Origin of the sequence: Pseudomonas sp. Irchel 3F3 (assembly GCF_900187545.1) — a bacterium.
Lineage (GTDB): Bacteria > Pseudomonadota > Gammaproteobacteria > Pseudomonadales > Pseudomonadaceae > Aquipseudomonas > Aquipseudomonas fortuita.
On sequence record NZ_FYDS01000007.1, the window covers coordinates 340,494 to 360,885 of the forward strand.

A 20,392-nucleotide genomic window follows, 5' to 3' on the forward strand; every position below is an offset into this window, starting at 1 on the left:
TCCAGGTGCCTGAGGCATCACCGGAGGGCGCGAAGCAGAAAGCTGGACTCAGCCTGCCAGCGCTTTGATCAACTGTTCGTTGAAAGCCGGAATATCGTCTGGCTGGCGGCTGGTGATCAGGTTGCCGTCCACTACAACCTGCTCATCCACCCAATTGCCGCCCGCATTGCGAATGTCGTCCTGCAATGTCTTGTAGCTTGTCATCCGCTTGCCTTTGGCCAAGCCACTGGACACCAGGAGCCAGCCTCCGTGGCAGATGACGGCCAGCGGCTTGCCAGCCGCGTCGTGGCTCTTCACCAGGTTCTGCGCACCGGGGATCAAGCGAATCGTGTCGGAGTTCTGAACGCCGCCGGGCAGCACGAGGGCATCATAGAGATCGAGTTGGGCACCTTCGAAGGTTGCATCCACGGCAAACTCGTCGGCGGGCTTGTCGTGATTCCAACCACGCACAGTGCCTTCCTTATCAGCGAGGATGTCGATCACCGCACCAGCTTTCTCCAAGGCCTCACGAGGCCCTGTTAACTCGACTTGTTCAAAACCATCAGTCACCAGGAAGGCAACGCGCTTGCCACTCAGTTGTGTACTCATCTTTGAATCTCCATTTTCGATAAAGCTGACAGGGGAGGCCTCAACGGCGTCGACGTTGGGCATGAGCGATGAGAAGTCCCGCGAGCAGACCGATGACTGCCGCACTTAGCAACAGCGGTATCTTGTCTTTAGGGGTTAGGCCGATGCCGTCCATGCTTCCCGGCCTACCTGTTGGCGTGGACAGATTCTCGGAGGACTCCAGTGCGTCGGAACTGCGGTTCAATGGTGTGTCCGGACTGGACTGAGCGACGGGCTCAACCTCCTCAGCCGTGGCGCTGACGTCCAATTGGTTCAGCTTCAACGCTGTGCCGTCCACCAGGGTCAGTGTCAGGTTTTCAATGTCTCCCGCTGCGCGACCTGGAAAAACCGGTTCGCCTGCAGCATCGAGGTTGTCGTAAATGAAGCGCTTGCCCTCCAGCCAGCCAACGGCTGTGAGTAACTCGGGGCCGAGGTAGTATTTTCCATCGAGGAAGAAGCCTGGAAACTGGTGAGCGCGTTCGACGTTCTCCACGGAGTAACGCTCACCCGCCTTCATGCCTGTTGTTGGATCAATCATGACCACGACCTCCGTATGCTGGTATAGCCATGGAGGTTGCCGAGGCAGTACGTGTTCCTAAGGGATGACCAATGGACTTCAGTCCAATCTGTTGGTGGGTGGCCGGTGGTTGAGCGCAGGGTCTGCCGTCTGACTTTTCAATTGAATTTTTACGCGTACATCCCCCTCTGTAAATTTGGGTCAAAGGGAGATACTCACGTGCCTGGGCAGCAATTATTTGTTATCGATTACACACTCCATGGCGAGAGCCGGGCGTTCATTATTCGCTTGGAAAAAATGGACGATCCCGTGGCCTGGCACTGGGCTAGTTGCGATGCCGGTGTTGGCATCATCCCGCGATTCAGTCAGCAGAACATCAAGCTGGTCAGTCGTCCAATGGCAGAGGGCTATGGCATCGCGAACGTGAAGTGGCGACTTGCCGGCAATGGCCCTGAATTCATTCCCCAACCTATCGATGTCGGCAAATTTTCAGGTGCTGGAGAAGGTGCCTGAACCCCTGAGGCCGGCCACTTTTTTGGAGATGTTGCTATGCAGCCTAAAACCGAAGGCTCTGAAGAGAAAGGCCCAAGCGACTTACCTTTCATTAACGATCCGGAAAAGCCCACGTCGCCTCCTTTGAATGACGCTGATGCCACTGAAGCAGCCGAGGCAGAGGAAGACATTGAGGATGACGGCCAACCCATATGAGCCAGGAGGAGCACACGATGGACAATTACCACCTCAGCCCTACAGCAAATGGATGGGAATTGAAGAAAGCCGGTGCTGAACGCGCCTCCAAGCGAGCGGCGACTAAGCATGAATTGGTCAGCGCCCTCGCAGATTTCTTTGATGGCAAGACGGCATCGGTGAAGATCCATAAGGCGGATGGCACTATCGAAGAGGAGCGCACCTACCCACGATCTGCTGACCCGCGCCGTAGTAAAGGTTGAAGACCGTAAATGCCTGTGATCTCGGCATCGAAGTCACGGATGTCGGGGGTGTGTTCAGGTGGTTGATGGCCAGCTTTCTCATGGGCAAGCGCATACGATCTACTGTCGCCTTGAGGGCGTACCGGATACTTGTCGATCAGCAGGGGCTTGATACGCCGCAAAAGCTTGCGCAGGCCACACATGCGACCCTTGTGAGGCTGCTCGGGCAGGCTGGGTATGCGCGATACGATGAATCCACTGCCCGACGATTGCATGCCCTTGGTAAGAAGGTAGACGCGGAATTGGGTGTTCAACTTGAGGCGCTGCGGGACGATCCAGGTTGTGAGAACTTCAAGCGCTGGCTGCTAAGCTTCGAGGGTATAGGCCCTAAGACGGTGGAGATTTTCATGCGAGAGGCGCTTGGCTATTTGTCAGTGTCGGAAGGCCATTGAGCGGATGACGGCGATTGGCCTCCATCGACGCGCGTCCAGATGAGTGGAACACTCAAAGAATCAATTATGGACTGGAGAGGGTGATGAAGCTTGACATCGAGAGTTTATCGCTATCAGGGAAGACAGTAGTTGTCGTGGAAGATGATCCAACGCTTCAGACCCTGCTGGTGGAGATCCTAATCGAGTTGGGCGCCGCCTGCGATGCCTTCGATAACGCCGAAGACGCTTTGATTCACTTGATGGGACTTGGGAGCGACTGCTCGTTGATCGTCGCCGATCACGGTGTTCCTGGAAGCATCAAAGGCATGGAGTTCATCTCCATGGCCCACGAAAGGTGGCCAAGATTACCAGCCATTCTCACCTCGGGCTATCAGCTTGATCCATCGCAGGTCACCCCACCTGTCACTTACCTGTTCAAACCATGGTCAATTGACGAGCTCGCTGAAGCTATTAACCAGGTGCTCAGCTCTGCAAGTGTTCCGCCAGCTCTGCCCGCATCGTCCGACCATAACGCTCTTTAGCGCTGCAGGTTGTCTCGATCTGCATCGTCCGCCCGCTGCTCGCTAGACATTTGGTGGGGCGTCTCGCAGTGGCTGCCCATCGCCTGATATTCCTTGCGAAGTTTATGGATTTCTCGATTGTCGAGTGCTTCAAGATCGAGCACCGACTGCTCTGCGGATTTTGTAGCACGGATAAGCTCGTCGAGCTTCACGTGGATGATGTCGTTGTCCCGGTTCTGGGTATTCTGAATCAGGAAAACCATCAGGAATGTGATGATGGTGGTCGACGTATTAACGATGAGTTGCCAGGTGTCGTTGTAGTGAAACCAGGGCCCGGATGCAGCCCATGTGGCAATTAGTACCACGGCGATCAAGAAGGTACTCGGTTTACCGGCGTGGTTAGCGAGCGATTGGCAGAACTGGGCGAATTTCATGACGATAACTCCAATGCGACCTATCGGTTTTGACAGCAGAGGAGCGCTGAAATCTTTTTTTACATTTCGCCGTGATGATGGACGAACGTAGTAAGTGCAGCGGAACGACGTGTTTAGCCAGAAAGTCAAAAAATAATCGAAAATTCTCCCAAGGCTTCTGCGCAGATGACCTTCATCGTCTGGTTCGCCATGCTGGGTGCAGTGCTCCTGCTACTCTCGCTTTCATCCTCGTACCTGCGCTGGATTCCAGTTACAACGTCCGTTGTGTGCCTTGGCTTAGGTATGGCTCTGGGAACATCGGGCCTGGGTTTCCTACAGCTCGACTTGAGCAAGTCGAGTGGCTGGATGGAGCACCTCACCGAAGTCGCGGTGTTGTTTTCGCTGTTCTTCAGTGGCCTGAAGTTGCGCTTGCCCTTGCACAACCGCAGCTGGTTGAGCGCTTTCTATCTGGCGGGGCCGGTGATGTTGCTCTGCATCGGTGGGGTAACGCTGGTGCTGCATTACGGCCTCCACCTGGGGTGGGGAGTGTCCGTTCTGATTGGAGCTATCCTGGCACCCACAGACCCGGTGCTGGCAACCCTGGTACAGGTGGTTGATGCCCAGGACGATGATCCTGTCCGTTTCAGCCTGTCCGGTGAGGCAGGGCTCAACGATGGAGTGGCTTTTCCCTTCGTCATCCTCGGCCTGTTCCTGCAACAGGATACCGGGCAAGCCTGGTTCTCTAGCTGGCTCCTCAAGGACATGCTGTGGGCAGTCACTGCAGGTCTGCTGCTGGGCTATTGGATGGGGCGTGGCTTGGGCAAACTCACGCTTTTCTTGCGTTTGCGCAACGACGACAGCACCGTGTCGCCCAACGACTATCTCGCCCTTGCCCTGATCGCGCTGGCTTATGTGAGCGCCGAGACTATTCAGGCCTATGGGTTTCTCGCGGTGTTCGCTGCGGGCCTCGGTTTGCGCCAGGCGGAGGTTCACACCTCAAATAGCCCCGAGGATCCAGCTGCCGAGCATCTAGTACAGCCTGTGGTAGGACACCAGCATGTCGCGCCGGAGCTGGCCGTCAAAGGTGATGTGGAAGGGCTCGATGACTCACAGGTGGCAGCGGGGATAATGTTGGGGGACATGCTGGCATTCGGTAGCTTGATCGAGCGGGCACTGGAAGTGTTTCTCGTCACCATGCTCGGGGTAGTGCTCATTGAACATTGGGACTGGCGGGCAGTGCTGGTAGCCGGCGCCTTGTTCTTTGTCATTCGCCCCGTCAGCATTCTGCTTTTCCCGGCTCGGGGAATGCTGGATATCCGTCAGCGCGGGCTTCTGGGGTGGTTTGGCATCCGAGGTATCGGCAGCTTCTACTACCTGTTCTATGCCCTCAATCATGGGCTGCTTCCCACCTTGGCCGCACAGAGCATTAGCTTGGTTTTGTCGGTGGTGGCGTTGAGCATTCTGCTACATGGATTGAGCGTTCAACCGCTGCTAGCCAAATACGAAGCATGGAAGGGGTAGGCAGCGTTCTTTGGATCAAGCTTCTACTTGCGGCGGGAGCGTTACTAATTTGTTGATCAGCGAGGCGAGATCAGAAATCTCCCAAGGTTTGGGGAGAAATGCTGTCCGAGCAGGCAGCAAACCGGTGTCGATTACTGCGTCGCCCGAAGTCAGAATCACTGGCAGGGTAGGCCATCGACGCCAAATCTCGTGTGCAAGGCCTAAACCGTCCATGCTTCCAGGCATATGAATATCGGTCATCACCAAGCTAGGGACATCCTTATTGCAAAGGTAATGCAACGCCTCGTCAGCATTTGCGCAGCACGTCATAGCAACGGCGTAGAGTGACGAGAGGCTCTCGGCAGTTAGGTCTCTCAGGAGGTCGTCGTCTTCCACAATGAGGATGGTTTTCGGCATGTAAGGTTTGCTCGCGGGTCATATGCATTAGGGCTCTGGGCCTCTACGCCGTTGCTCCTGGGCGATAAGTGGTGCCCTAGGGAATCTCCGAACAAGCCTTCAGTTATGCGAGAATCCCCGCAACACCTGATCCGAGCCGCCCATGAGCCAGATGAGCTTTTCCGACTTTGAGTACGCCGGCAAGCGCAAGCAAACCCGCCGAGAGCGCTTCCTCGCCGAAATGGATCAGGTGGTGCCCTGGGCAGGCCTGCTGGAGCTGATCGAACCGTTCTACCCCAAGGCCGGCGGCGGTAGAAAACCCTATCCTCTGGAAACCATGCTGCGCATCCATCTGTTGCAGAACTGGTTCTCCCTGAGCGACCCGGCCATGGAAGAAGCGCTCTACGAAATCACGCCCATGCGCCAGTTCGCACGCCTGACGCTGAGCGCGCCAATCCCCGAAGACACCACGATCATGAACTTCCGGCACTTGCTGGAGAAGCATCAGCTCGCACCGGCAATCCTTGCGGTCATCAATGGTTATCTGCAGGAAAAAGGCCTGTCGCTGCGCCAAGGCACCATCGTCGATGCCACCATTATTCATGCCCCCAGCTCGACCAAAAATAAAGAAGGCAAGCGTGATCCCGAGATGCACCAGACCAAGAAAGGCGGTCAGTATTTCTTCGGGATGAAGGCGCACATCGGTGCCGATGTCGAGTCCGGCCTGGTGCATCACGTCCATGGCACCGCTGCCAATGTGGCCGATGTCACGCAGGTGGCTGAACTGCTGCATGGCGAAGAAAACGCCGTGTATGCAGATGCCGGTTACACCGGTGTCGAAAGGCGCGAAGAGCATGAAAATCGGGGGGTGATCTGGCAGATTGCAGCGCGTCGCAGCACCTATTCCAAGCTGAACCAGCGCAGCGTACTGTACAAAGCCAAGCGCAAGATCGAGTTCTGCAAGGCTCAGACACGGGCCAAGGTCGAGCATCCGTTTCGCGTGATCAAGCGGCAGTTTGGTTACGTGAAAGTACGTTTTCGTGGGCTGATGAAAAACACGGCTCAGTTGACCACGCTGTTCGCCCTGGCAAACCTGTGGAGGGTTCGAAAACAGCTCATGGGTATGGGTGAGGTTCGCGTTTAACACGGAGAACCGGTCGAAAAAGCTCTCCGTACATGATTTTTCGGTCACTTTTCGTCCAATGACGCTGTAGGTGCCTGGAAAATTGCAACTTGCCGCGGCTGCACGACAAGTTGATCGGAGCATCCCTAGGCGCCGTCATGAATTAGCGGCTATGGTAGGAAAGCGGTAAGCGAAACGACTGTACGCTCTGAAAGGATTCTGGGCGTTTCCCGTTATTGCGGAAGGGAAGACTATGCAGCAGCTACCAGTGGACGAAACCATCCGAGCGGCATTGAAGAAGACTCATGCGCGCTTGCACCGCCAACATGAGCTCGTGGTCGAGTTTGGCGTAATGTCCCTGAAGGCTGCGGACTTGGATCTGTTGCTGACCCGTGCATGTGAAGTAGTCGCTGAAGGGATGAGCACTCGTTTTTCCAAGGTGCTCCAGCCAGCAGAGGACGGGGAAGGGGAAGGGTTTGTTCTGACCCACGGCGTTGGCTGGGATGCTTCTGACATCGGGCGGGCAACCGTGGGCGGCGATGTGGCTAGTCCCGCAGGCTATGCATTGGCCACCTACAGGCCCGTACTCTCGAATCATTTGGGTATGGAAAACCGCTTTCGAACGCCGGAACTGCTGAAAAAATATGGAATCGAGCGGGCCATCAATGTCCCGATCCGGGGTTTGCTCAGCCCGTTTGGTGTACTGGAAGCCGACAGCAGCAACGGGGACGATTTTGTAGAGAGCGATCTGGTATTTCTGGAAGGCATCTCGAACGTCATTTCCATGGCTGTCGAAAGAATATCTGCAGGCGTGGATGTTCCAGTTCCCGACCCTTATTCCGAGACCATTCTGAACGCAAGCCCTGACTGGGTGGATATCTTGGCCCCGAACGGCGAGATCGAGTTCATGAATGAAGCCGGGCTGACATTCCTGGATACCCAACTGACCACTGTTAAAGGTCAGCGATGGTATGACTTGTGGCCTGAGGAGTCGCGATCATTTGTTTGGGAGGCGGTAGCTAAAGTCAGCGCTGGCGAAACCATGAGGTTCGAATCGTACTGCCCAATCGCTCCCGATGAACCCAAATGGTGGGACGTGACGGTGGCGCCGATCCTCGGAGCGGACGGCAAGGTCGAGCGAATGATTGCCGTATCGCGAGATATCACCGAGCGTCATCAATATGAGGCTCAATTGCTGTCGCTCATCGAGGCTCAGAATAGCAAGCAGAACCGAAGCGACCTCTATCTCGAAGAGATCCACCATCGCGTCAAGAACAGCCTTCACCTGGTAAACACACTGCTGTTGCTACAGGCCAATCTCACGCCCGATGCAGCGGTTAAATTGCAGCTTGAAACCGCTGCAGGCCGAGTAGTGACCATTGCCACGGTTCACGAGCGGCTGTACCAGGCTGCCGAAGATCAAGAACTTCGTGCGCGTGATTACCTCACTGCTCTGTTGGGGGATCTGGGCAGAGCCTTAGCCGAGCGCAAAATTGTGCTGGACGCTGACGAGTTCGTATTGCCTTCAGAAAGAATGGCGCCCCTGGGACTGGTAATTTCTGAACTGATCACCAATGCCCTCAAGTATGGTAAGGGCAACATTGAGGTGGCCGTCAAGCATGCCGGCGACCATGCGCTACTCACCGTCAGGGATGAGGGCGACGGCTTCCCTGATAATTATCCAAAGCCGACAGGTACGGGGCTTGGCATGCGATTGGTCAAAAGCTATTCCGGTTACGGTAGCGCGGCAGTGGAGGTTGATCGGCAGGATAGTAAAAGCTGTATCCATGTACGCTTCAAACTTTAGGCGCGCCTGCACACACCGATGGCACTTAGCCAAATGCGTATGGTCGTAATGAGGCTGATTCGAGACCTGGGATCATCATTGGAGGAGTAGGGTATGCGTAACTGGGGATGGCTGATGACTGCGGTAGGTTACGCTGGGCTTTCAGGAATGTTAGCCATAATCGGCGTTGCGGTTTCAGGGTTTCACAACCTCACTAGCGAGATGCTAGGGGTGAGCCTGTTGCTAGCGGCAGCGTCATTGGCGCTGGTGTTCGTTGGTGGTCGTCTTCGAGCGAGAGGCAAACCCTTGTTGCCCATTTCGCTGTCTTCTTAACACCGCTTTCATTTTCTCTAAAAGTGGCCAGAGTGCCATGCACCCCGGCCTGGCTCATTTCAAGTTAACGGTTCTCGCTACCGCGACCGCCGCCGTGGCTGTTTTGCCCGCCTTTACGGCCAGCCTCCGAGGCACGCTCACGGTCGTTGGCAAAGTTGCCGCCTGAGCTCTGCCCGCCTTTACGGCCAGCCTCCGAGGCACGCTCACGGTCGTTGGCAAAGTTGCCGCCTGAGCTCTGCCCGCCTTTGCGACCTGCCTCCGACGCTTTCTCGCGATCATTGGCAAAATTGCCAGGATTGTTCTGAGCAGTACCACCTTGATGGCCACGATTGGTTTGGTTGTTAGCCATGATCTTTCACCTCATGTCGTCACACAGGAAAGTCTGTGTTCAACTCGGACGTCCTGGGGCGGGGTGTTTACTCAGTGGGTTTTGGCCAAGGCCGACGGGTTGCGCGAAAGAACCGGTGCAGGCGTGTGTGGCGTCCTTAAGCTTTGTTCGCGAACGTTTGGGAAAGATCAAGCTTGGCAGACGCCGACCTCCCACCCCCGTCGGCGTGGTTCAGCTGAGCGCAGAGCAGTTCCTGGAGCTGGGTTATTGGCCACGGCTTAGGAAGGAACTCCGCACCTGGCGGCAACACTCTCCCTGCAAATTCGTAGTATCCGCTCATGACAATGATGCGCGTCTGAGGTTTTTGCTGGCTTGCCATCCAGGCAAGATCAACCCCATTGAGTAAACCAGGCGTTTGTACATCCGTTATCAGCAGCGTCCAATCTTGCTTCCTCAACGCCTCATTACCGTCATCGGCAGTCGCCACCGCTGTCACCATGGCCCCCCATTCTTCCAGGTACAGGGTCAAAAGCTCTCGAATCATGGGTTCGTCCTCAACGATGAGAACAGTTGGGCGAATTATCTTCGCAGCGGAAAGCAGCTCTTTCATATGTGTACTCGGACATGCGGCTGCAGGAAGGGAGGGACATCCAGGTCTGCTTGCTTTCTTCCAGCAAGACGTAGCAGCGCGCCATCACTACGACATCGCTAGCGTTCAAGAAATTCACTCCAGCTTGAGTCAGTGCCATACATTCCCATCCGTGAGCGGATCTATAACGGGGGCGACCATCTGGACGCATCCATGCCGCTGACACCGCCCTACTGAACCTCTGCAATCTGCGTGACTCAACCCTCCATCAGCGTATGAGGCCTCCTGATGCGAACGCTCGAGAAAAACCTGTCTGCCGCCCAATTGCTGAAGCTCAATTGTTTGGCGGTTTGGTATCGGATGCTTGAAGACAGGGCATTGCGCATGGACTCGCCTGACGACTATCACGAGGAACTGCTTCGCCAGGCCGATGAGATGGATCGTCGAGGGATTATCTGCTGGCAGGAATGGCGCGATCTTCGTCTGGAGGCTGACGTTGCTTACCTGAGAGCGGTAGCAGGGGAGGACTATCACCCGGTTAAACCCACGAGCTCGTCAGCAGAGTAGGGATCGAACGTGATCTCGCAATGAAACCACGCTCATTCCTCTGTAAGCAGATCTTCTCTATCTATCCCTGCGTCGTGAATGTGTGAGTGTAAAACCCACAAGGATTCCCAGCGCCGCTGCGCCGATCAGCAGGGGCGTTTTATCTTTTGGCTTCCTCCAACCTCCTTCGATACCCCTCCCGCCACTTGGAGGCTCAAAGAGGTTGCCTGATGATGCTTCGGCTATGGGGCTGCGATTTATCCCCCAGCGCGACAGCCTTCCTGACAACAGAGGCAGGCCTGGTATCAGGTAGCTGGCCAAATGCGCGAGGCGCGCCGCAGCGCCAACCGTGGTGTGAGCACGAGGCGAGATTGCGCAGGCCACCATAGCCTTCGCCACCATTTCGGGATCGTATATGGGGCCTGGTGGTGTCAGCGCGTGCCCTGTGTAGTTGCCGCCGTCTCGGAAGCCAGGTGTGTCCATGACTGCTGGATAGATATCGCAGACATGGATGTTGGGATATTCAGTCAGCTCGCCTCGCAATGCCTCGGTCAGTCCACGTAAGCCGAATTTGCTCGCCGAATAAGCGGCGGCGTAGGGCTGGGCCACCCAGCTGCCCAGCGACAGCGTGTTGATGAGCGTGCCGTTACCCTGAGCCTTGAAGTAGGGAAGGGCGACGTAGGCACCTCGCAGGTAACCGATCAGGTCAGTCTGGATGACCTGCTCGTGCGCCTCCAACGGCGTTTCTTCGAAATTGCCGACCGCGCCGACCCCGGCATTGTTGACCCAGATATCGATCCGTCCATGTCCAAAGTCTGCGGCCTGAACGGCAAGCGCTTGAACCTGGTCGCTGTGGGTAACGTCGGTCGTGATCGCTATGGCGTCCGTACCGCAATCGGTGCATTCATCCAGTACGTCGAACAACGCCTCTTCGTCGCGTGCGGCGAGTACCAGGCGAGCACCTTTGCACGCAAAGGCATGCGCGGCTGCTCGGCCTATGCCGCTGGATGCGCCGGTGATGACCACGACCTTGCCGCGCAGAGGCCCTTTGAGCGGAGCGCCACGGACAGGCGCTTCTCGTTGCGCACCCGAGGCGCTGGGGTCAAGGGGGGCAACGGTTTCGCTGGCCTCGATCCGCGAGAGCTCAAGAGAGGTGCCATCGATCAGGGTCAACGTCAGCCCTTCCACCGTGCCTGCCTCCCGGTTTGGAAATACGGGCTCACCTTCGGCATCCAGGCTGTCGTAGATGAAGCGCGTACCTTCGAGCCAGCCCACGGCGGTGAGAAGCTCAGGGCCGAGATAATACTTCCCGTCTTGAAAGAAGCCGGGGAACTGATGAGCGCGCTCCACGTTTTCCACGCGATAGCGTTTGCCTGATTTCATGCCTGTCGCTTGATTGATCATGTTGAAACCCCTGTAAGTGGAGCTCGGAAATGTCAGCCTTTGCTGTGCTCATCGGAAGTGGGCCCGGTGCCTCGCTTGATGCCTCGCGGGCCGGCAACGCCCCAGATACCCAGGCCAACCAGCGGTAGCGCGAGTATCAGCAGAGCCCAGGCCGCTTTGACTGCATCTGACTTGTCGCTTCTGAAGACGCTGACGATGGCCCACAGATCGATCAGTAAAAGGATTGCCGCGACGGCAATCCAGAAGTAGCTGGCGATACCGTTCATGTGCTTGACTCCTCTACACGAAGTCAGGGCCCAAGGCGCCCGCTGCCGCGCCTGGCACGAGGATGACCTTGCGACAGTTGTCCTGCTTCTGATCGAACATTTTGTAGCCCATGGCCGCTTCTTCGAGGGCCAGGCGGTGGGTGACGATCAGCTCTGGTTGCAGGCGTCCTGCCTCGATGTGTTCAAGAAGTTCAGGCAAATATTTCTGCACATGGGTCTGGCCCATCTTGAAGGTAAGGCCTTTGTCGAAGGCATCGCCGAACATGAACGCGTGGATGAAGCCGGCGTACACACCGGGGACGCTGACAACGCCACCACGACGCACTGCAGCAATGCTCTGGCGCAGCGCCTTGCCGCTGCTGCCTTCGATCTTCAGCGCCGTCATTACCGTTTCGGCAGTGCTGCCTTTGGCCTCGAATCCGACCGCATCGATCACCGCATCGACCCCGCGCATGCCTGGAGTCTGACGGATGATGCTGTCGGCTGGATCGTCGTCCTGCTCGAAGTTGATGGGTATGACGCCGTAAGCCTCGCGGGCGTAAGCCAGGCGGTAGCCGTTGTCATCGACCATGAAGATGGTCTGGGCACCGAGCATTCGCGCACAGGCGGCGCTCAGCAAGCCCACCGGCCCGGCGCCGTAGATCGCCACCGATGACCCTTGGCCTATTTCGGCATTGATGACCGCCTGCCACGCGGTCGGCAGGATGTCCGAGAGAAACAGTACCTTGTCATCGGCCAGCTCGGTGGGCACTTTGAACGGGCCGACGTTGCCCTTGGGCACCCTCACGTAATCCGCCTGGCCGCCAGGGATACCGCCATAGAGATGGCTATATCCAAACAGCGCGGCGCCTGGGGGAATCCCCTTCTTGTTGATGATCGCACCACGACCTGTGTTGGTGGTTTCACAGGCAGCAAACAGATCGTGCTGACAGAAGAAGCAACTGCCGCAAGCGATCACAAAGGGAATCACTACGCGGTCGCCGATCTGCAGATTGGTGACGGCACTGCCAGTATCTTCGACGATGCCCATGAACTCATGGCCGAAGATATCACCCGCTTCGGTTTCTGGAATTTTGCCTCGGTAGAGGTGCAGGTCAGAGCCACAAATGGCCGTGGCGGTGACCCTGAGGATGATGTCGTCTTCGTGCTCGATGATGGGATCGGGGACGTTATCGACCCTGACGTCGTGTGCTCCGTGGTAGGTGAGCGCTCTCATGAGGGTAAGCTCCTGCAGGCGTTTTTCCGTGGTAGGTATGCAGGGGAAGCCAGGACAGATGGCAAAGTTCAGCCCAACAAGTCCGGTGGTACTTAAAACTCATTCTCGACGCCACCATTTCAAGCTGAACATTCCTGATCACACCGGTATCGAACGATCTGAGCCCGTGCCACAAGAGCCAGGCCGATTAAACGAGGGGCGGGGCGATGGACGACACGATGTTGGCATTCATGGTGTTCGCTGCCTCACGACCTGAAGTGCTTGAGCAGGTACAAGCGCTTACAGAAGCGGAGGCATTGGAGGCTGGCGAAGCACTCCCGGATCTGCGTGAAACCATGGCCGTTCAGATCCTCACTGCTGAAGCCAAGGCTCAGCGCAAAACCCTGGCCACGCTCGTTGAGGTGATTTTGGGCAAGGTCGTCATCGAGCCCGATACGGCCACCAATCCCGGTGCCTCCAGCCTTGAAAAATACAACCTGAATCGCCCCGGGTTTCGTGGAGGCCGTTTCGTTTAAGTCAGGCCGCAATGGCCTGACCTGCTTGTTGCTGGTGGAAGTTTGCCTCAGCCTCCGCAGGCGGGATATAGCCGATTGAGCTCAGCAACCGCTGGTGGTTGTACCAGTGCACCCATTTCAAGGTCGCCATCTCAACAGCCTCGCGGCTCTTCCACGACTGGCGGTAGATCAGCTCGGCCTTGTACAGCCCGTTGATAGTCTCAGCCAGGGCGTTGTCATAGCTGTCGCCCTTGCTGCCAACTGAAGGTTCAATGCCGGCCTCTGCCAGTCGCTCGGTATAGCGGATCGAGACGTACTGGGCGGATTCAACCGGTCGTCGCAACACCTTGATCGAGGTGTTTATGGGGCGACCCGCAGGATGGATGCAAAAATTGACTGGGCGGGGAGCGATGCGTTCTCCAGGTGCACCCTCACTTCGTAATGAGATCGAACGGCTATTTTGGGTGCAGATTGAAACAGGCATCACAAGCGAAAAGGCAGCACATGCCGTTGGCGTATCAACAGCGGTAGGTACACGCTGGTTCCGTCATCGAGGCGGGATGCCATTATTCATGTCGAATCACATATCAGGACGATACTTATCGTTTGCAGAGCGAGAAGAGATTGGGCTGCTTCGAGCGCAAAGTGTTGGCGTTCGTGAGATCGCCCGTCGCCTTGGAAGAAGCCCATCGACAATTTCACGGGAGCTGACACGCAATGCTGCTACCCGTTGCGGTCGGCTTGAATATCGAGCGTCAGTAGCGCAGTGGAAGGCAGAACTGGTGGCCAAGAGGCCGAAACCAGCGAAACTGGTCACTAACCCGCGACTGCACCAGTACGTACACGACCGCCTTGAGGGCAAGGTTCAAGACGCCGATGGTCGTGAGATTTCTGGGCCTCGGCAAGCACCCTTCAAAGGCCGAAATAAACCGCATCGCAGTGACCGTAAATGGGTCAATGGCTGGTCGCCTGAACAGATTGCCAACCGGCTCCAGCTCGATTTTCCGGATGATGAATCCATGCGCATTTCTCATGAAGCGATATATCAGGCGCTCTACATTCAGGGTAGAGGAGCTCTCAAGCGCGAACTGGTGAGCTGCCTGCGCTCAGGACGAGCATTGCGCGTGCCGAGAGCCAGAGCGCAGGCCAAAGTGTGGGCACACGTCAGCGAGGACGTCATGATCTCCAGTCGCCCAGCTGAGGTAGAAGATCGGGCTGTGCCCGGGCATTGGGAGGGTGACCTGATCATCGGTCTGAACCGTTCTGCGATTGGAACTCTGGTCGAGCGCTCAACTCGATTTACCATGCTTGTCCATCTGCCTCGCGAGGAAGGTTATGGGCTAATTCCCCGCACGAAGAATGGCCCGGCGCTGGCTGGCTATGGGGCTGTTAGTATGGCCAATGCATTGAAGAAGACGGTGGCTGAGCTTCCCAGCGAGCTGTGGCGATCTTTGACCTGGGATCGTGGAAAGGAGCTGTCGGATCACGCTCGATTTACCATCGAGTCCGGAGTAAAGGTTTTCTTTGCTGATCCACATAGTCCTTGGCAGCGCGGCACCAATGAAAATACGAACGGCCTTCTGCGGCAATACTTCCCGAAAGGCACTGACCTCTCTCGTTGGAGTGCCCAAGAAATACAGGCGGTAGCTCACGTACTTAACACTAGACCTCGAAAAACACTCGGCTGGAAAACACCTGCCGAAACACTGAATGAGTATCTGAAGTCTGTACAACAATCCAGTGTTGCGACGACCGGTTGAATCCGCCCTGGCTGCCACGGTCGCTGTGATGGATCAGGCCACCCGTACGATGTGGCTGGCGGGCATACAGGGCTTGCTCCAGGGCATCCAGCACGAAGTCGGTCTTCATGCTGGTACTGACTCGCCAGCCGACGATACGGCGTGCAAAGACGTCGATCACGAACGCCACATACAGCCAGCCCTGCCAGGTCGACACATACGTGAAGTCCGATACCCACAGCTGATTTGGGCGGTCGGCATGGAATTGGCGCTGCACGCGATCCAGCAGGCAGAGCGACTTGTCGCCGGCCACCGTTGTGCGCAGGATCTGGCCGCGCCTGATGCCCTGCAATCCAGCCCGACGCATCAACCGCTCTACCGTACATCTGGCCGCCTCGATACCTTCTCGCCTGAGTTGCTTCCAGACTTTCACTGCGCCATAGCACTGCATGTTGGTGTCCCACACCCGCTGGACTTCCAGGGTCAACGCGTCATCACGCTTAGCACGGCAGCAGCGTAGTGCCGGGTTGCGTTGCTGTGCCGCGTGCCTGCGGTAACCGGACGGGGCGATTTGCAAGACACGGTAAATCGACTCGACCCCGAGACGGTCACGATGCTGATCGACGAATGCCCTCAGGACTTGGTGCGGCGGTCGAGCTCCGCCTGGGCAAAATACGCACTGGCCAGGCGCAGGATCTCGTTGGCTTTGCGCAGCTCGCGATTCTCTCGCTCCAGGGCCTTGATGCGCTCACGCTCTTCACTAGTCTGACCGGGGCGCTGCCCCACATCTGTCTGCTGGCGACGAATCCAGCCATGCAGGGTTTGCGCGGCACAGCCAATCTTCGGGGCAATGGCCTCAATGGCCGCCCACTCGGAGGGGTAGTCATTCAGGTGTTCCAGAAACATGCGCACGGCACGTTCACGGACTTCAGGGGAGCAGGTCGTAGTCTTTCTCATGGCCTCATCTTCTCAAGAGTTGAGGCCTCCACGAAACCCGGGGCTATTCAGAATAGATTGTCTGCGATGATGTCATTAAGCTATGATCGTGAAATTACTTATCAAATACGCTAGAGGATCCCTTTGAGGATATTGATCCCTTTGAGGATATTTAGTGCTTTCATTGTCTGAGCCAGTGTGAATGAATAAGCCGGTTAAATTTCTAAAATTTCTTTGGTCGCCTCCGCAGTCTGTCGAGATGCTTATCTGGATGGTTGTGCCATTACTTTTGTTCTTCCGTCAGACATATGTTTACGGGTACAGAGCTATTGATTATTCTCTTCAGGAAAATTTTGGATTAATTATTGTTTCTACGCTATTTATCCTTTTTCCAATATTCTTTAGGCAAATATTCTCAAGCTTTCCTTTGGAGTTTTTGCTGAAAGGTAAGGCTTTCCATCAGGCATCTGCCAGTCTAGAACATAATGTCCCACCAAGGGTTGGGGATGGTTTAGACGGTAGCCATGCAAAGCGTTCTCGCGTTGCAAGCGGAGCGGATCTCCTGTTTGATCAGGCTGAAAATTCCCGCAATTTGGCCAGAAGCATTTATGGGCGTGCTGGCGTATATCTACTTCTCGGTATATTGGTGGCATTTTCCGGCCTTGCTTTTTTCTATATCCAGACGCCCGTTTTAAATGAGCCGGGTCAGCTGATCGATAAGCTGCTGCTTTTGGCGCCAAAGTTCGGGATACTGTTCTTTATTGAGTTTGTTGCTTTCTTTTTCTTGAGGCAGTATCGATCGGCTATGGATGAGTTTAGGTATTACGAGTCGATCGCAAGAAGGCGGGAGGAAGTCAGCGCGCTGCTCATACTCTCAGCTGAATCCGAGCCGAAGATCAATTTGATGGAGCTTCTGAAAAGCGACTGCTATTTCTCAAAGATTTCCGCACTTGAGAAAGATCAGTCTACAGAGATCCTTGAAGCCAGAAAGCTGGAGAAGGGTGAACTTGAGCTCTTGGAAAAAGTCGTAGATACGCTTGCTAAAGTTAAGCGCTGAGGATAAATAGGCTGCCATTCCTTTTGGCGATTCCAGGTTCTCGGAAGGGCGGCGTCACCCCATCGGCATTCGTGTAGAGGCTACATGCTGATAGGTGGCGCATCCAAGTGTCTGCTTTCGTAGCATCCCTATCAGCGCAACCCCTGTGATCTTATTCAGATTGGGCGATGTCCATCCAACAACTCTTGCCCTTGGCGAACCACAGATGCAACGGTCTCAATGGTTGAATTCAGATTTTGGGCCTCTTCCGGCATTCTAAGACTAAGGTAAGTGTCCCGAATTACCGATACTCGGATAAGGATTTCCTTAAGCATATTGTTGTAGAGTCTTATCTGTAGCCAGAAAAAATTAAGATTTTTTTCTTTATATAGCTGCGAAAGCTGATATTGCATTGTTCCAAACCTTCGGAAAAGGCCAGGCTCCTTTTCAAGCTCGTCGTCGATATAGTCGCCAGGATCTTCAATTTGCCTAAGTTGATGTATGAGGAGTTTGCTGCTGTATCGATGCGGGTTGTTTATTGATTCTATTTTGTAGAATTCAAGATAACCGCTGCTCTGCATGAATTCAGATATTTGTTGGTCGTACTCTGGGTGAGCAAGCAGGAAGCTGTTGACATCATCAAGCGCTTGGATATCCCATTTTTTAGCCAGTTCCTCATTCTCACCTACTAGATGTCTGACCTTGCCTAGCCAGTCATAGGTTTGCCGCTGATGCGTCTGGTTTGGATCCTCCGTCATCGCGAAGGTAACCTCTGCTTCGCTAGCAGGCCTAACCACCCCTGGAACGGGCTCAAAGGCTTGACACAGCGAGAGTTGTCTCGGAGTGCAGAACGCGGGATTTCTCAAATTGATGAGATTGAAGTTTGCGTGTTCAAAGGACTTAGCTACCAAGCGAGAACAGAACTGTCGTTCACTTTCCTTGTGCCGCAGTAGCGATCTCGCTCTTACCGTGATTGCCTCATTGACCGAGTAAAGACTTCCAACCTTCGATTGTGCATAGTCGCATATAGCGTTTACCTCTTCTTCGGAAAGTGGCCGTTTGGCGCGTAGTACAAGAATATCAGTTGCTTTGTCAAAGATCAGGCGCTGTGGACTTTTGGAAAACACACCATCGAGAGTAGCTTCGATTGTGGTTCCTCCGATGTAAAGGGCAGCATGAGAGTATCTGCTTGCGGTGGCGGCTCGGATCCCCAGACTGGTGAGGCTCTTATCACCGGTCAGAAGGATATCGGCACGGCGGAGCAGTGAACGCTCTAGGATGAATTTATTGGAAGACATCGAAAGTCCTTCTTCTAGTTCTCAAATATGATTTTAATTGAGGGGTAGTGACGAAGGCCACGATTGGCATTTCTGCCGCCTGCGGCTCATCGGCGCCTAGTCCTGGTATGGCCGGAGACATGGTGCGATCTCACCGCCACGGGGCCATTGCGGGTGTTTCGGATGTGACCGCTTCGAACGTGTCCACTGACATGCTGAAAGATCGGCCAATCGGGCAGGAATGACAGCCCCTGTGTGTGGTGCCTGTAAACCTCAGGCATGTATTTCTTCAGGTACTCCTCCAGCGAGTCCTCTGCCACCTCGAAGTTGTAGACCCGCCAGTAGGCCTCGACCAGGTCTCGGTTTCGACGAAGGTAGTAGCGCTCGAGCCATCCTGGGTTATCCGTCTCGTATTCGTATTTTGCCAAGGCAGCAGCGTCGCTCAGCGATGCCTTGAAGCCCTCCTTCCAAGCCAGGAGCAGCATCAGGAGCACGCCTACGACGGCCATGTGATCTTTGTCGTAGATGAAGAAGTAGACGGCTGCCGGCGAAGCAAATCCGAATGCCAGCCAGCCAATAAGAGTGAAGGGAAAGAACAGGATCGGAGCAATGAGCAGGACAACCGCGGAGACGAACCAGGCTCCGAGAACGCCCGACAGCTTGAGCCAAATGTTCGGCATGAGTTCCCTCTGATCAACCAGTTCTGAGCCTGAAGGCCTAAACGAGCGTTACGAAGTGATGGCTATATGGTGGCAGGTCGATGGTAGCCTAACGGCTGACTAGCAAGGAATACGTGAACGATTTAGGGCGCTTTTTAGGTGCAGGAATGGCGGTTTGGAAGCGGGATGATAACGGGGGAGGCGACGTGTACGAGGGGGTGAAATGAGTACTTATATTCCAGAAACGAAAACCCCGGCTCGAGGCCGGGGCGGGTGTTTCGTGGTCTTTGCAAGGAGTCGTAAGCTTTCGCTCATTGGAGCTCAATGCCAACCGTTTCTCAATCCTACGAGCGGTTGACACTGATGTCAACCCCCTTTATACAGGCACCTGGCCAGTAGGAAGCCGAGCATGCCTCACACCATCCAGTATAGACCCCAGCTGATCGACCACCTCATCAGCTCTCACCGAATCGCCAGTTACAGCAAGGTATTTTCGACCAGCAATGACGCTGAGCTAGTGGGGGCCTACCTGTGGAACTCGCACGTTTGTGGGGTTCTCTACCCCCTGCTCAGCGCGGCGGAGGTCACGTTACGGAACTCGATTGACACCGCCCTGACGGCTGATCTTGGGAAATTTTGGTGGAAGGCAAAGACGCTTAAGTACAAGAGCTTTACTCCCGGAGGCCAGGTGCCCGATGCGGTCGCGAAACTGACTAAAAATTTCGGGTCAGCCTTCAACACCGCCTGGTACGAGCGCAAAAGCCGGCAGGTCAGTGGGCAGCCAGACCACCAAGAGGTCGTATCCAAAACGGAATTTTCCACGTGGGAATTCGTTCTGGACAACGAATATATGGGTAACAACCTTATCTGGCCGAAGAATCTTGGGCGGGTTTTCAAGGGCCAGTGGCCAACGAGTCAGGCGAGCGCCATGCTGGCCGGGTGCAAGGATCAGGTTGCGCCGGTACGGAAGTTCCGAAATCGAGTGTTCCACCACGAACCCGCTTGGAAGCGCTTCAACGTCAATGATGAACACCAAGCAGTGGCCCACCTGCACGAGAAAATCAGCAAAATCACTGAGCTGATCTCATGGATTTCGCCCGAAAAGATCGACCTTCTAGAGAGATCCGGGGTGATCCGAACGGCCTACCGTGCCTGCTCCGTGGCCGAAATCGAACGGTTCAAGTACCAGTCCAAGACGAGCACGGTCAACAGCATGGTCAAGCTCATCAAGGTTGCAGAGGCTGCAAGCGCTGGAAATGAGGTTATGAAAATCGCGTTATATGGAAAGCGGAAGGCGGTCTATACCCTTCAGGCTGACTGATAGGTGTTCTGCTGGCCGCCTCCGAG

Annotated in this window: 22 protein-coding genes, 3 pseudogenes and 1 other annotated feature; of the genes and pseudogenes, 12 read left to right on the top strand and 13 right to left on the bottom strand. The window is 55.4% G+C overall.

Annotation, left to right across the window (positions count from 1 at the left end; all coding sequences use genetic code 11):
• Positions 1 to 48: 48 nt before the first annotated feature.
• Both CKW35_RS17665 and CKW35_RS28620 read right to left on the bottom strand, forming a co-directional pair.
• Positions 49 to 588 carry a type 1 glutamine amidotransferase domain-containing protein gene (locus tag CKW35_RS17665; protein ID WP_028697825.1) on the bottom strand — a complete coding sequence of 180 codons (540 nt, stop codon included), beginning with the start codon at positions 586 to 588 and terminating at the stop codon, positions 49 to 51.
• A gap of 291 nt (positions 589 to 879) precedes the next feature.
• Positions 880 to 1,144, bottom strand: a pseudogene (locus CKW35_RS28620) (short-chain dehydrogenase); the annotation flags it as partial.
• A gap of 198 nt (positions 1,145 to 1,342) precedes the next feature.
• On the opposite strand from CKW35_RS28620, the gene CKW35_RS17675 reads away from it, so the two are divergent.
• The 4 genes from CKW35_RS17675 (at position 1,343) to CKW35_RS17690 (ending at position 3,025) form a co-directional block, all read left to right on the top strand.
• Positions 1,343 to 1,636: a DUF6555 family protein gene (locus CKW35_RS17675; protein WP_028697823.1), complete on the top strand. Its 294-nt coding sequence runs from the start codon at positions 1,343 to 1,345 to the stop codon at positions 1,634 to 1,636.
• 212 nt (positions 1,637 to 1,848) lie between these two features.
• A complete protein-coding gene (locus CKW35_RS17680; protein ID WP_028697822.1) occupies positions 1,849 to 2,073 on the top strand; it encodes a DUF2188 domain-containing protein in 225 nt (74 codons plus the stop codon).
• On the top strand, positions 2,070 to 2,504 hold the full coding sequence (locus tag CKW35_RS17685) for a DNA methylase (protein WP_028697821.1): 435 nt from the start codon (positions 2,070 to 2,072) through the stop codon (positions 2,502 to 2,504). Before CKW35_RS17680 ends, CKW35_RS17685 begins: the two co-directional genes overlap by 4 nt.
• Positions 2,505 to 2,587: 83 nt before the next feature.
• Positions 2,588 to 3,025, top strand: coding sequence for a response regulator (locus CKW35_RS17690; RefSeq protein ID WP_095116504.1), 438 nt, complete (start codon positions 2,588 to 2,590; stop codon positions 3,023 to 3,025).
• Here CKW35_RS17690 and CKW35_RS17695 read toward each other — a convergent pair.
• Positions 3,022 to 3,438: a low affinity iron permease family protein gene (locus tag CKW35_RS17695; protein ID WP_028697819.1), complete on the bottom strand. Its 417-nt coding sequence runs from the start codon at positions 3,436 to 3,438 to the stop codon at positions 3,022 to 3,024. The two genes, CKW35_RS17690 and CKW35_RS17695, sit on opposite strands and share 4 nt — an antisense overlap.
• A gap of 165 nt (positions 3,439 to 3,603) precedes the next feature.
• Between CKW35_RS17695 and CKW35_RS17700 the strand changes: the two genes are divergently transcribed.
• The gene (locus tag CKW35_RS17700) at positions 3,604 to 4,938 is read left to right on the top strand and encodes a sodium:proton antiporter (protein ID WP_028697818.1); all 1,335 of its coding nucleotides are present in this window, start codon (positions 3,604 to 3,606) and stop codon (positions 4,936 to 4,938) included.
• A gap of 15 nt (positions 4,939 to 4,953) precedes the next feature.
• On the opposite strand, the gene CKW35_RS17705 is transcribed toward CKW35_RS17700, so the two are convergent.
• The gene (locus tag CKW35_RS17705) at positions 4,954 to 5,334 is read right to left on the bottom strand and encodes a response regulator (RefSeq protein ID WP_028697817.1); all 381 of its coding nucleotides are present in this window, start codon (positions 5,332 to 5,334) and stop codon (positions 4,954 to 4,956) included.
• A 142-nt stretch (positions 5,335 to 5,476) separates the two neighbouring features.
• On the opposite strand from CKW35_RS17705, the gene CKW35_RS17710 reads away from it, so the two are divergent.
• A complete protein-coding gene (locus tag CKW35_RS17710; RefSeq protein ID WP_014003920.1) occupies positions 5,477 to 6,457 on the top strand; it encodes an IS5-like element ISPa41 family transposase in 981 nt (326 codons plus the stop codon).
• Between the two features lie 232 nt (positions 6,458 to 6,689).
• On the top strand, positions 6,690 to 8,243 hold the full coding sequence (locus CKW35_RS17715; protein WP_028697816.1) for a sensor histidine kinase: 1,554 nt from the start codon (positions 6,690 to 6,692) through the stop codon (positions 8,241 to 8,243).
• 376 nt (positions 8,244 to 8,619) lie between these two features.
• On the opposite strand, the gene CKW35_RS17720 is transcribed toward CKW35_RS17715, so the two are convergent.
• Together CKW35_RS17720 and CKW35_RS17725 are read right to left on the bottom strand one after the other, a co-directional pair.
• Positions 8,620 to 8,904 carry a general stress protein gene (locus CKW35_RS17720; protein ID WP_028699941.1) on the bottom strand — a complete coding sequence of 95 codons (285 nt, stop codon included), beginning with the start codon at positions 8,902 to 8,904 and terminating at the stop codon, positions 8,620 to 8,622.
• 136 nt (positions 8,905 to 9,040) lie between these two features.
• Positions 9,041 to 9,493, bottom strand: coding sequence for a response regulator (locus CKW35_RS17725; protein ID WP_009681427.1), 453 nt, complete (start codon positions 9,491 to 9,493; stop codon positions 9,041 to 9,043).
• Between the two features lie 267 nt (positions 9,494 to 9,760).
• On the opposite strand from CKW35_RS17725, the gene CKW35_RS17730 reads away from it, so the two are divergent.
• Positions 9,761 to 10,039 (top strand): hypothetical protein, encoded by a 279-nt coding sequence (locus CKW35_RS17730; protein ID WP_028697813.1) that lies wholly within the window; start codon positions 9,761 to 9,763, stop codon positions 10,037 to 10,039.
• Between the two features lie 57 nt (positions 10,040 to 10,096).
• Here CKW35_RS17730 and CKW35_RS17735 read toward each other — a convergent pair whose 3' ends face one another.
• Genes CKW35_RS17735 through CKW35_RS17745 form a run of 3 tightly spaced genes read right to left on the bottom strand, consistent with a single transcriptional unit; the run spans position 10,097 to position 12,904 of the window.
• Positions 10,097 to 11,422, bottom strand: coding sequence for an SDR family oxidoreductase (locus CKW35_RS17735; protein WP_028699940.1), 1,326 nt, complete (start codon positions 11,420 to 11,422; stop codon positions 10,097 to 10,099).
• 32 nt (positions 11,423 to 11,454) lie between these two features.
• On the bottom strand, positions 11,455 to 11,688 hold the full coding sequence (locus tag CKW35_RS17740; RefSeq protein ID WP_028697811.1) for a PLDc N-terminal domain-containing protein: 234 nt from the start codon (positions 11,686 to 11,688) through the stop codon (positions 11,455 to 11,457).
• Positions 11,689 to 11,701: 13 nt separating this feature from the next.
• Positions 11,702 to 12,904: a zinc-dependent alcohol dehydrogenase gene (locus CKW35_RS17745; protein WP_028697810.1), complete on the bottom strand. Its 1,203-nt coding sequence runs from the start codon at positions 12,902 to 12,904 to the stop codon at positions 11,702 to 11,704.
• Between the two features lie 206 nt (positions 12,905 to 13,110).
• Here CKW35_RS17745 and CKW35_RS17750 point away from each other — a divergent pair, with 206 nt between their 5' ends.
• Positions 13,111 to 13,419: a hypothetical protein gene (locus CKW35_RS17750; RefSeq protein ID WP_028699939.1), complete on the top strand. Its 309-nt coding sequence runs from the start codon at positions 13,111 to 13,113 to the stop codon at positions 13,417 to 13,419.
• 1 nt (position 13,420) lies between these two features.
• Here the strand turns inward: CKW35_RS17750 and CKW35_RS17755 are convergent.
• Positions 13,421 to 13,720: pseudogene (locus CKW35_RS17755) on the bottom strand (integrase core domain-containing protein); the annotation flags it as partial.
• A 61-nt stretch (positions 13,721 to 13,781) separates the two neighbouring features.
• Here CKW35_RS17755 and CKW35_RS17760 point away from each other — a divergent pair.
• Complete coding sequence (locus CKW35_RS17760) at positions 13,782 to 15,158, top strand: IS30 family transposase (protein ID WP_081259058.1); 1,377 nt, start codon at positions 13,782 to 13,784, stop codon at positions 15,156 to 15,158.
• 7 nt (positions 15,159 to 15,165) lie between these two features.
• Here CKW35_RS17760 and CKW35_RS17765 read toward each other — a convergent pair.
• Positions 15,166 to 16,094 (bottom strand): annotated as a pseudogene (locus tag CKW35_RS17765) (IS3 family transposase); the annotation flags it as partial.
• Positions 15,700 to 15,816, bottom strand: a sequence feature (AL1L pseudoknot). (Overlaps the previous pseudogene by 117 nt.)
• Before the next feature lie 181 nt (positions 16,095 to 16,275).
• Here CKW35_RS17765 and CKW35_RS17770 point away from each other — a divergent pair.
• On the top strand, positions 16,276 to 17,130 hold the full coding sequence (locus CKW35_RS17770) for a hypothetical protein (RefSeq protein WP_049275214.1): 855 nt from the start codon (positions 16,276 to 16,278) through the stop codon (positions 17,128 to 17,130).
• Positions 17,131 to 17,285: 155 nt separating this feature from the next.
• On the opposite strand, the gene CKW35_RS17775 is transcribed toward CKW35_RS17770, so the two are convergent.
• Positions 17,286 to 18,407 carry a YiiX/YebB-like N1pC/P60 family cysteine hydrolase gene (locus CKW35_RS17775; RefSeq protein ID WP_028699936.1) on the bottom strand — a complete coding sequence of 374 codons (1,122 nt, stop codon included), beginning with the start codon at positions 18,405 to 18,407 and terminating at the stop codon, positions 17,286 to 17,288.
• Between the two features lie 86 nt (positions 18,408 to 18,493).
• Positions 18,494 to 19,066: a hypothetical protein gene (locus tag CKW35_RS17780; RefSeq protein ID WP_028699935.1), complete on the bottom strand. Its 573-nt coding sequence runs from the start codon at positions 19,064 to 19,066 to the stop codon at positions 18,494 to 18,496.
• A gap of 388 nt (positions 19,067 to 19,454) precedes the next feature.
• On the opposite strand from CKW35_RS17780, the gene CKW35_RS17785 reads away from it, so the two are divergent.
• Positions 19,455 to 20,366 (top strand): CAAX amino protease, encoded by a 912-nt coding sequence (locus CKW35_RS17785; protein WP_028699934.1) that lies wholly within the window; start codon positions 19,455 to 19,457, stop codon positions 20,364 to 20,366.
• Positions 20,367 to 20,392: the final 26 nt, after the last annotated feature.

Bases quoted from the DNA above. Each gene is read 5' to 3' on its own strand.
- CKW35_RS17665 (WP_028697825.1), bottom strand. From the start codon at position 588: ATGAGTACACAACTGAGTGGCAAGCGCGTTGCCTTCCTGGTGACTGAT.
- CKW35_RS17680 (WP_028697822.1), top strand. From the start codon at position 1,849: ATGGACAATTACCACCTCAGCCCTACAGCAAATGGATGGGAATTGAAG.
- CKW35_RS17690 (WP_095116504.1), top strand. From the start codon at position 2,588: ATGAAGCTTGACATCGAGAGTTTATCGCTATCAGGGAAGACAGTAGTT.
- CKW35_RS17695 (WP_028697819.1), bottom strand. From the start codon at position 3,438: ATGAAATTCGCCCAGTTCTGCCAATCGCTCGCTAACCACGCCGGTAAA.
- CKW35_RS17700 (WP_028697818.1), top strand. From the start codon at position 3,604: ATGACCTTCATCGTCTGGTTCGCCATGCTGGGTGCAGTGCTCCTGCTA.
- CKW35_RS17705 (WP_028697817.1), bottom strand. From the start codon at position 5,334: ATGCCGAAAACCATCCTCATTGTGGAAGACGACGACCTCCTGAGAGAC.
- CKW35_RS17710 (WP_014003920.1), top strand. From the start codon at position 5,477: ATGAGCCAGATGAGCTTTTCCGACTTTGAGTACGCCGGCAAGCGCAAG.
- CKW35_RS17715 (WP_028697816.1), top strand. From the start codon at position 6,690: ATGCAGCAGCTACCAGTGGACGAAACCATCCGAGCGGCATTGAAGAAG.
- CKW35_RS17720 (WP_028699941.1), bottom strand. From the start codon at position 8,904: ATGGCTAACAACCAAACCAATCGTGGCCATCAAGGTGGTACTGCTCAG.
- CKW35_RS17725 (WP_009681427.1), bottom strand. From the start codon at position 9,493: ATGAAAGAGCTGCTTTCCGCTGCGAAGATAATTCGCCCAACTGTTCTC.
- CKW35_RS17730 (WP_028697813.1), top strand. From the start codon at position 9,761: ATGCGAACGCTCGAGAAAAACCTGTCTGCCGCCCAATTGCTGAAGCTC.
- CKW35_RS17735 (WP_028699940.1), bottom strand. From the start codon at position 11,422: ATGATCAATCAAGCGACAGGCATGAAATCAGGCAAACGCTATCGCGTG.
- CKW35_RS17740 (WP_028697811.1), bottom strand. From the start codon at position 11,688: ATGAACGGTATCGCCAGCTACTTCTGGATTGCCGTCGCGGCAATCCTT.
- CKW35_RS17745 (WP_028697810.1), bottom strand. From the start codon at position 12,904: ATGAGAGCGCTCACCTACCACGGAGCACACGACGTCAGGGTCGATAAC.
- CKW35_RS17750 (WP_028699939.1), top strand. From the start codon at position 13,111: ATGGACGACACGATGTTGGCATTCATGGTGTTCGCTGCCTCACGACCT.
- CKW35_RS17760 (WP_081259058.1), top strand. From the start codon at position 13,782: ATGCAAAAATTGACTGGGCGGGGAGCGATGCGTTCTCCAGGTGCACCC.
- CKW35_RS17770 (WP_049275214.1), top strand. From the start codon at position 16,276: ATGAATAAGCCGGTTAAATTTCTAAAATTTCTTTGGTCGCCTCCGCAG.
- CKW35_RS17775 (WP_028699936.1), bottom strand. From the start codon at position 18,407: ATGTCTTCCAATAAATTCATCCTAGAGCGTTCACTGCTCCGCCGTGCC.
- CKW35_RS17780 (WP_028699935.1), bottom strand. From the start codon at position 19,066: ATGCCGAACATTTGGCTCAAGCTGTCGGGCGTTCTCGGAGCCTGGTTC.
- CKW35_RS17785 (WP_028699934.1), top strand. From the start codon at position 19,455: ATGCCTCACACCATCCAGTATAGACCCCAGCTGATCGACCACCTCATC.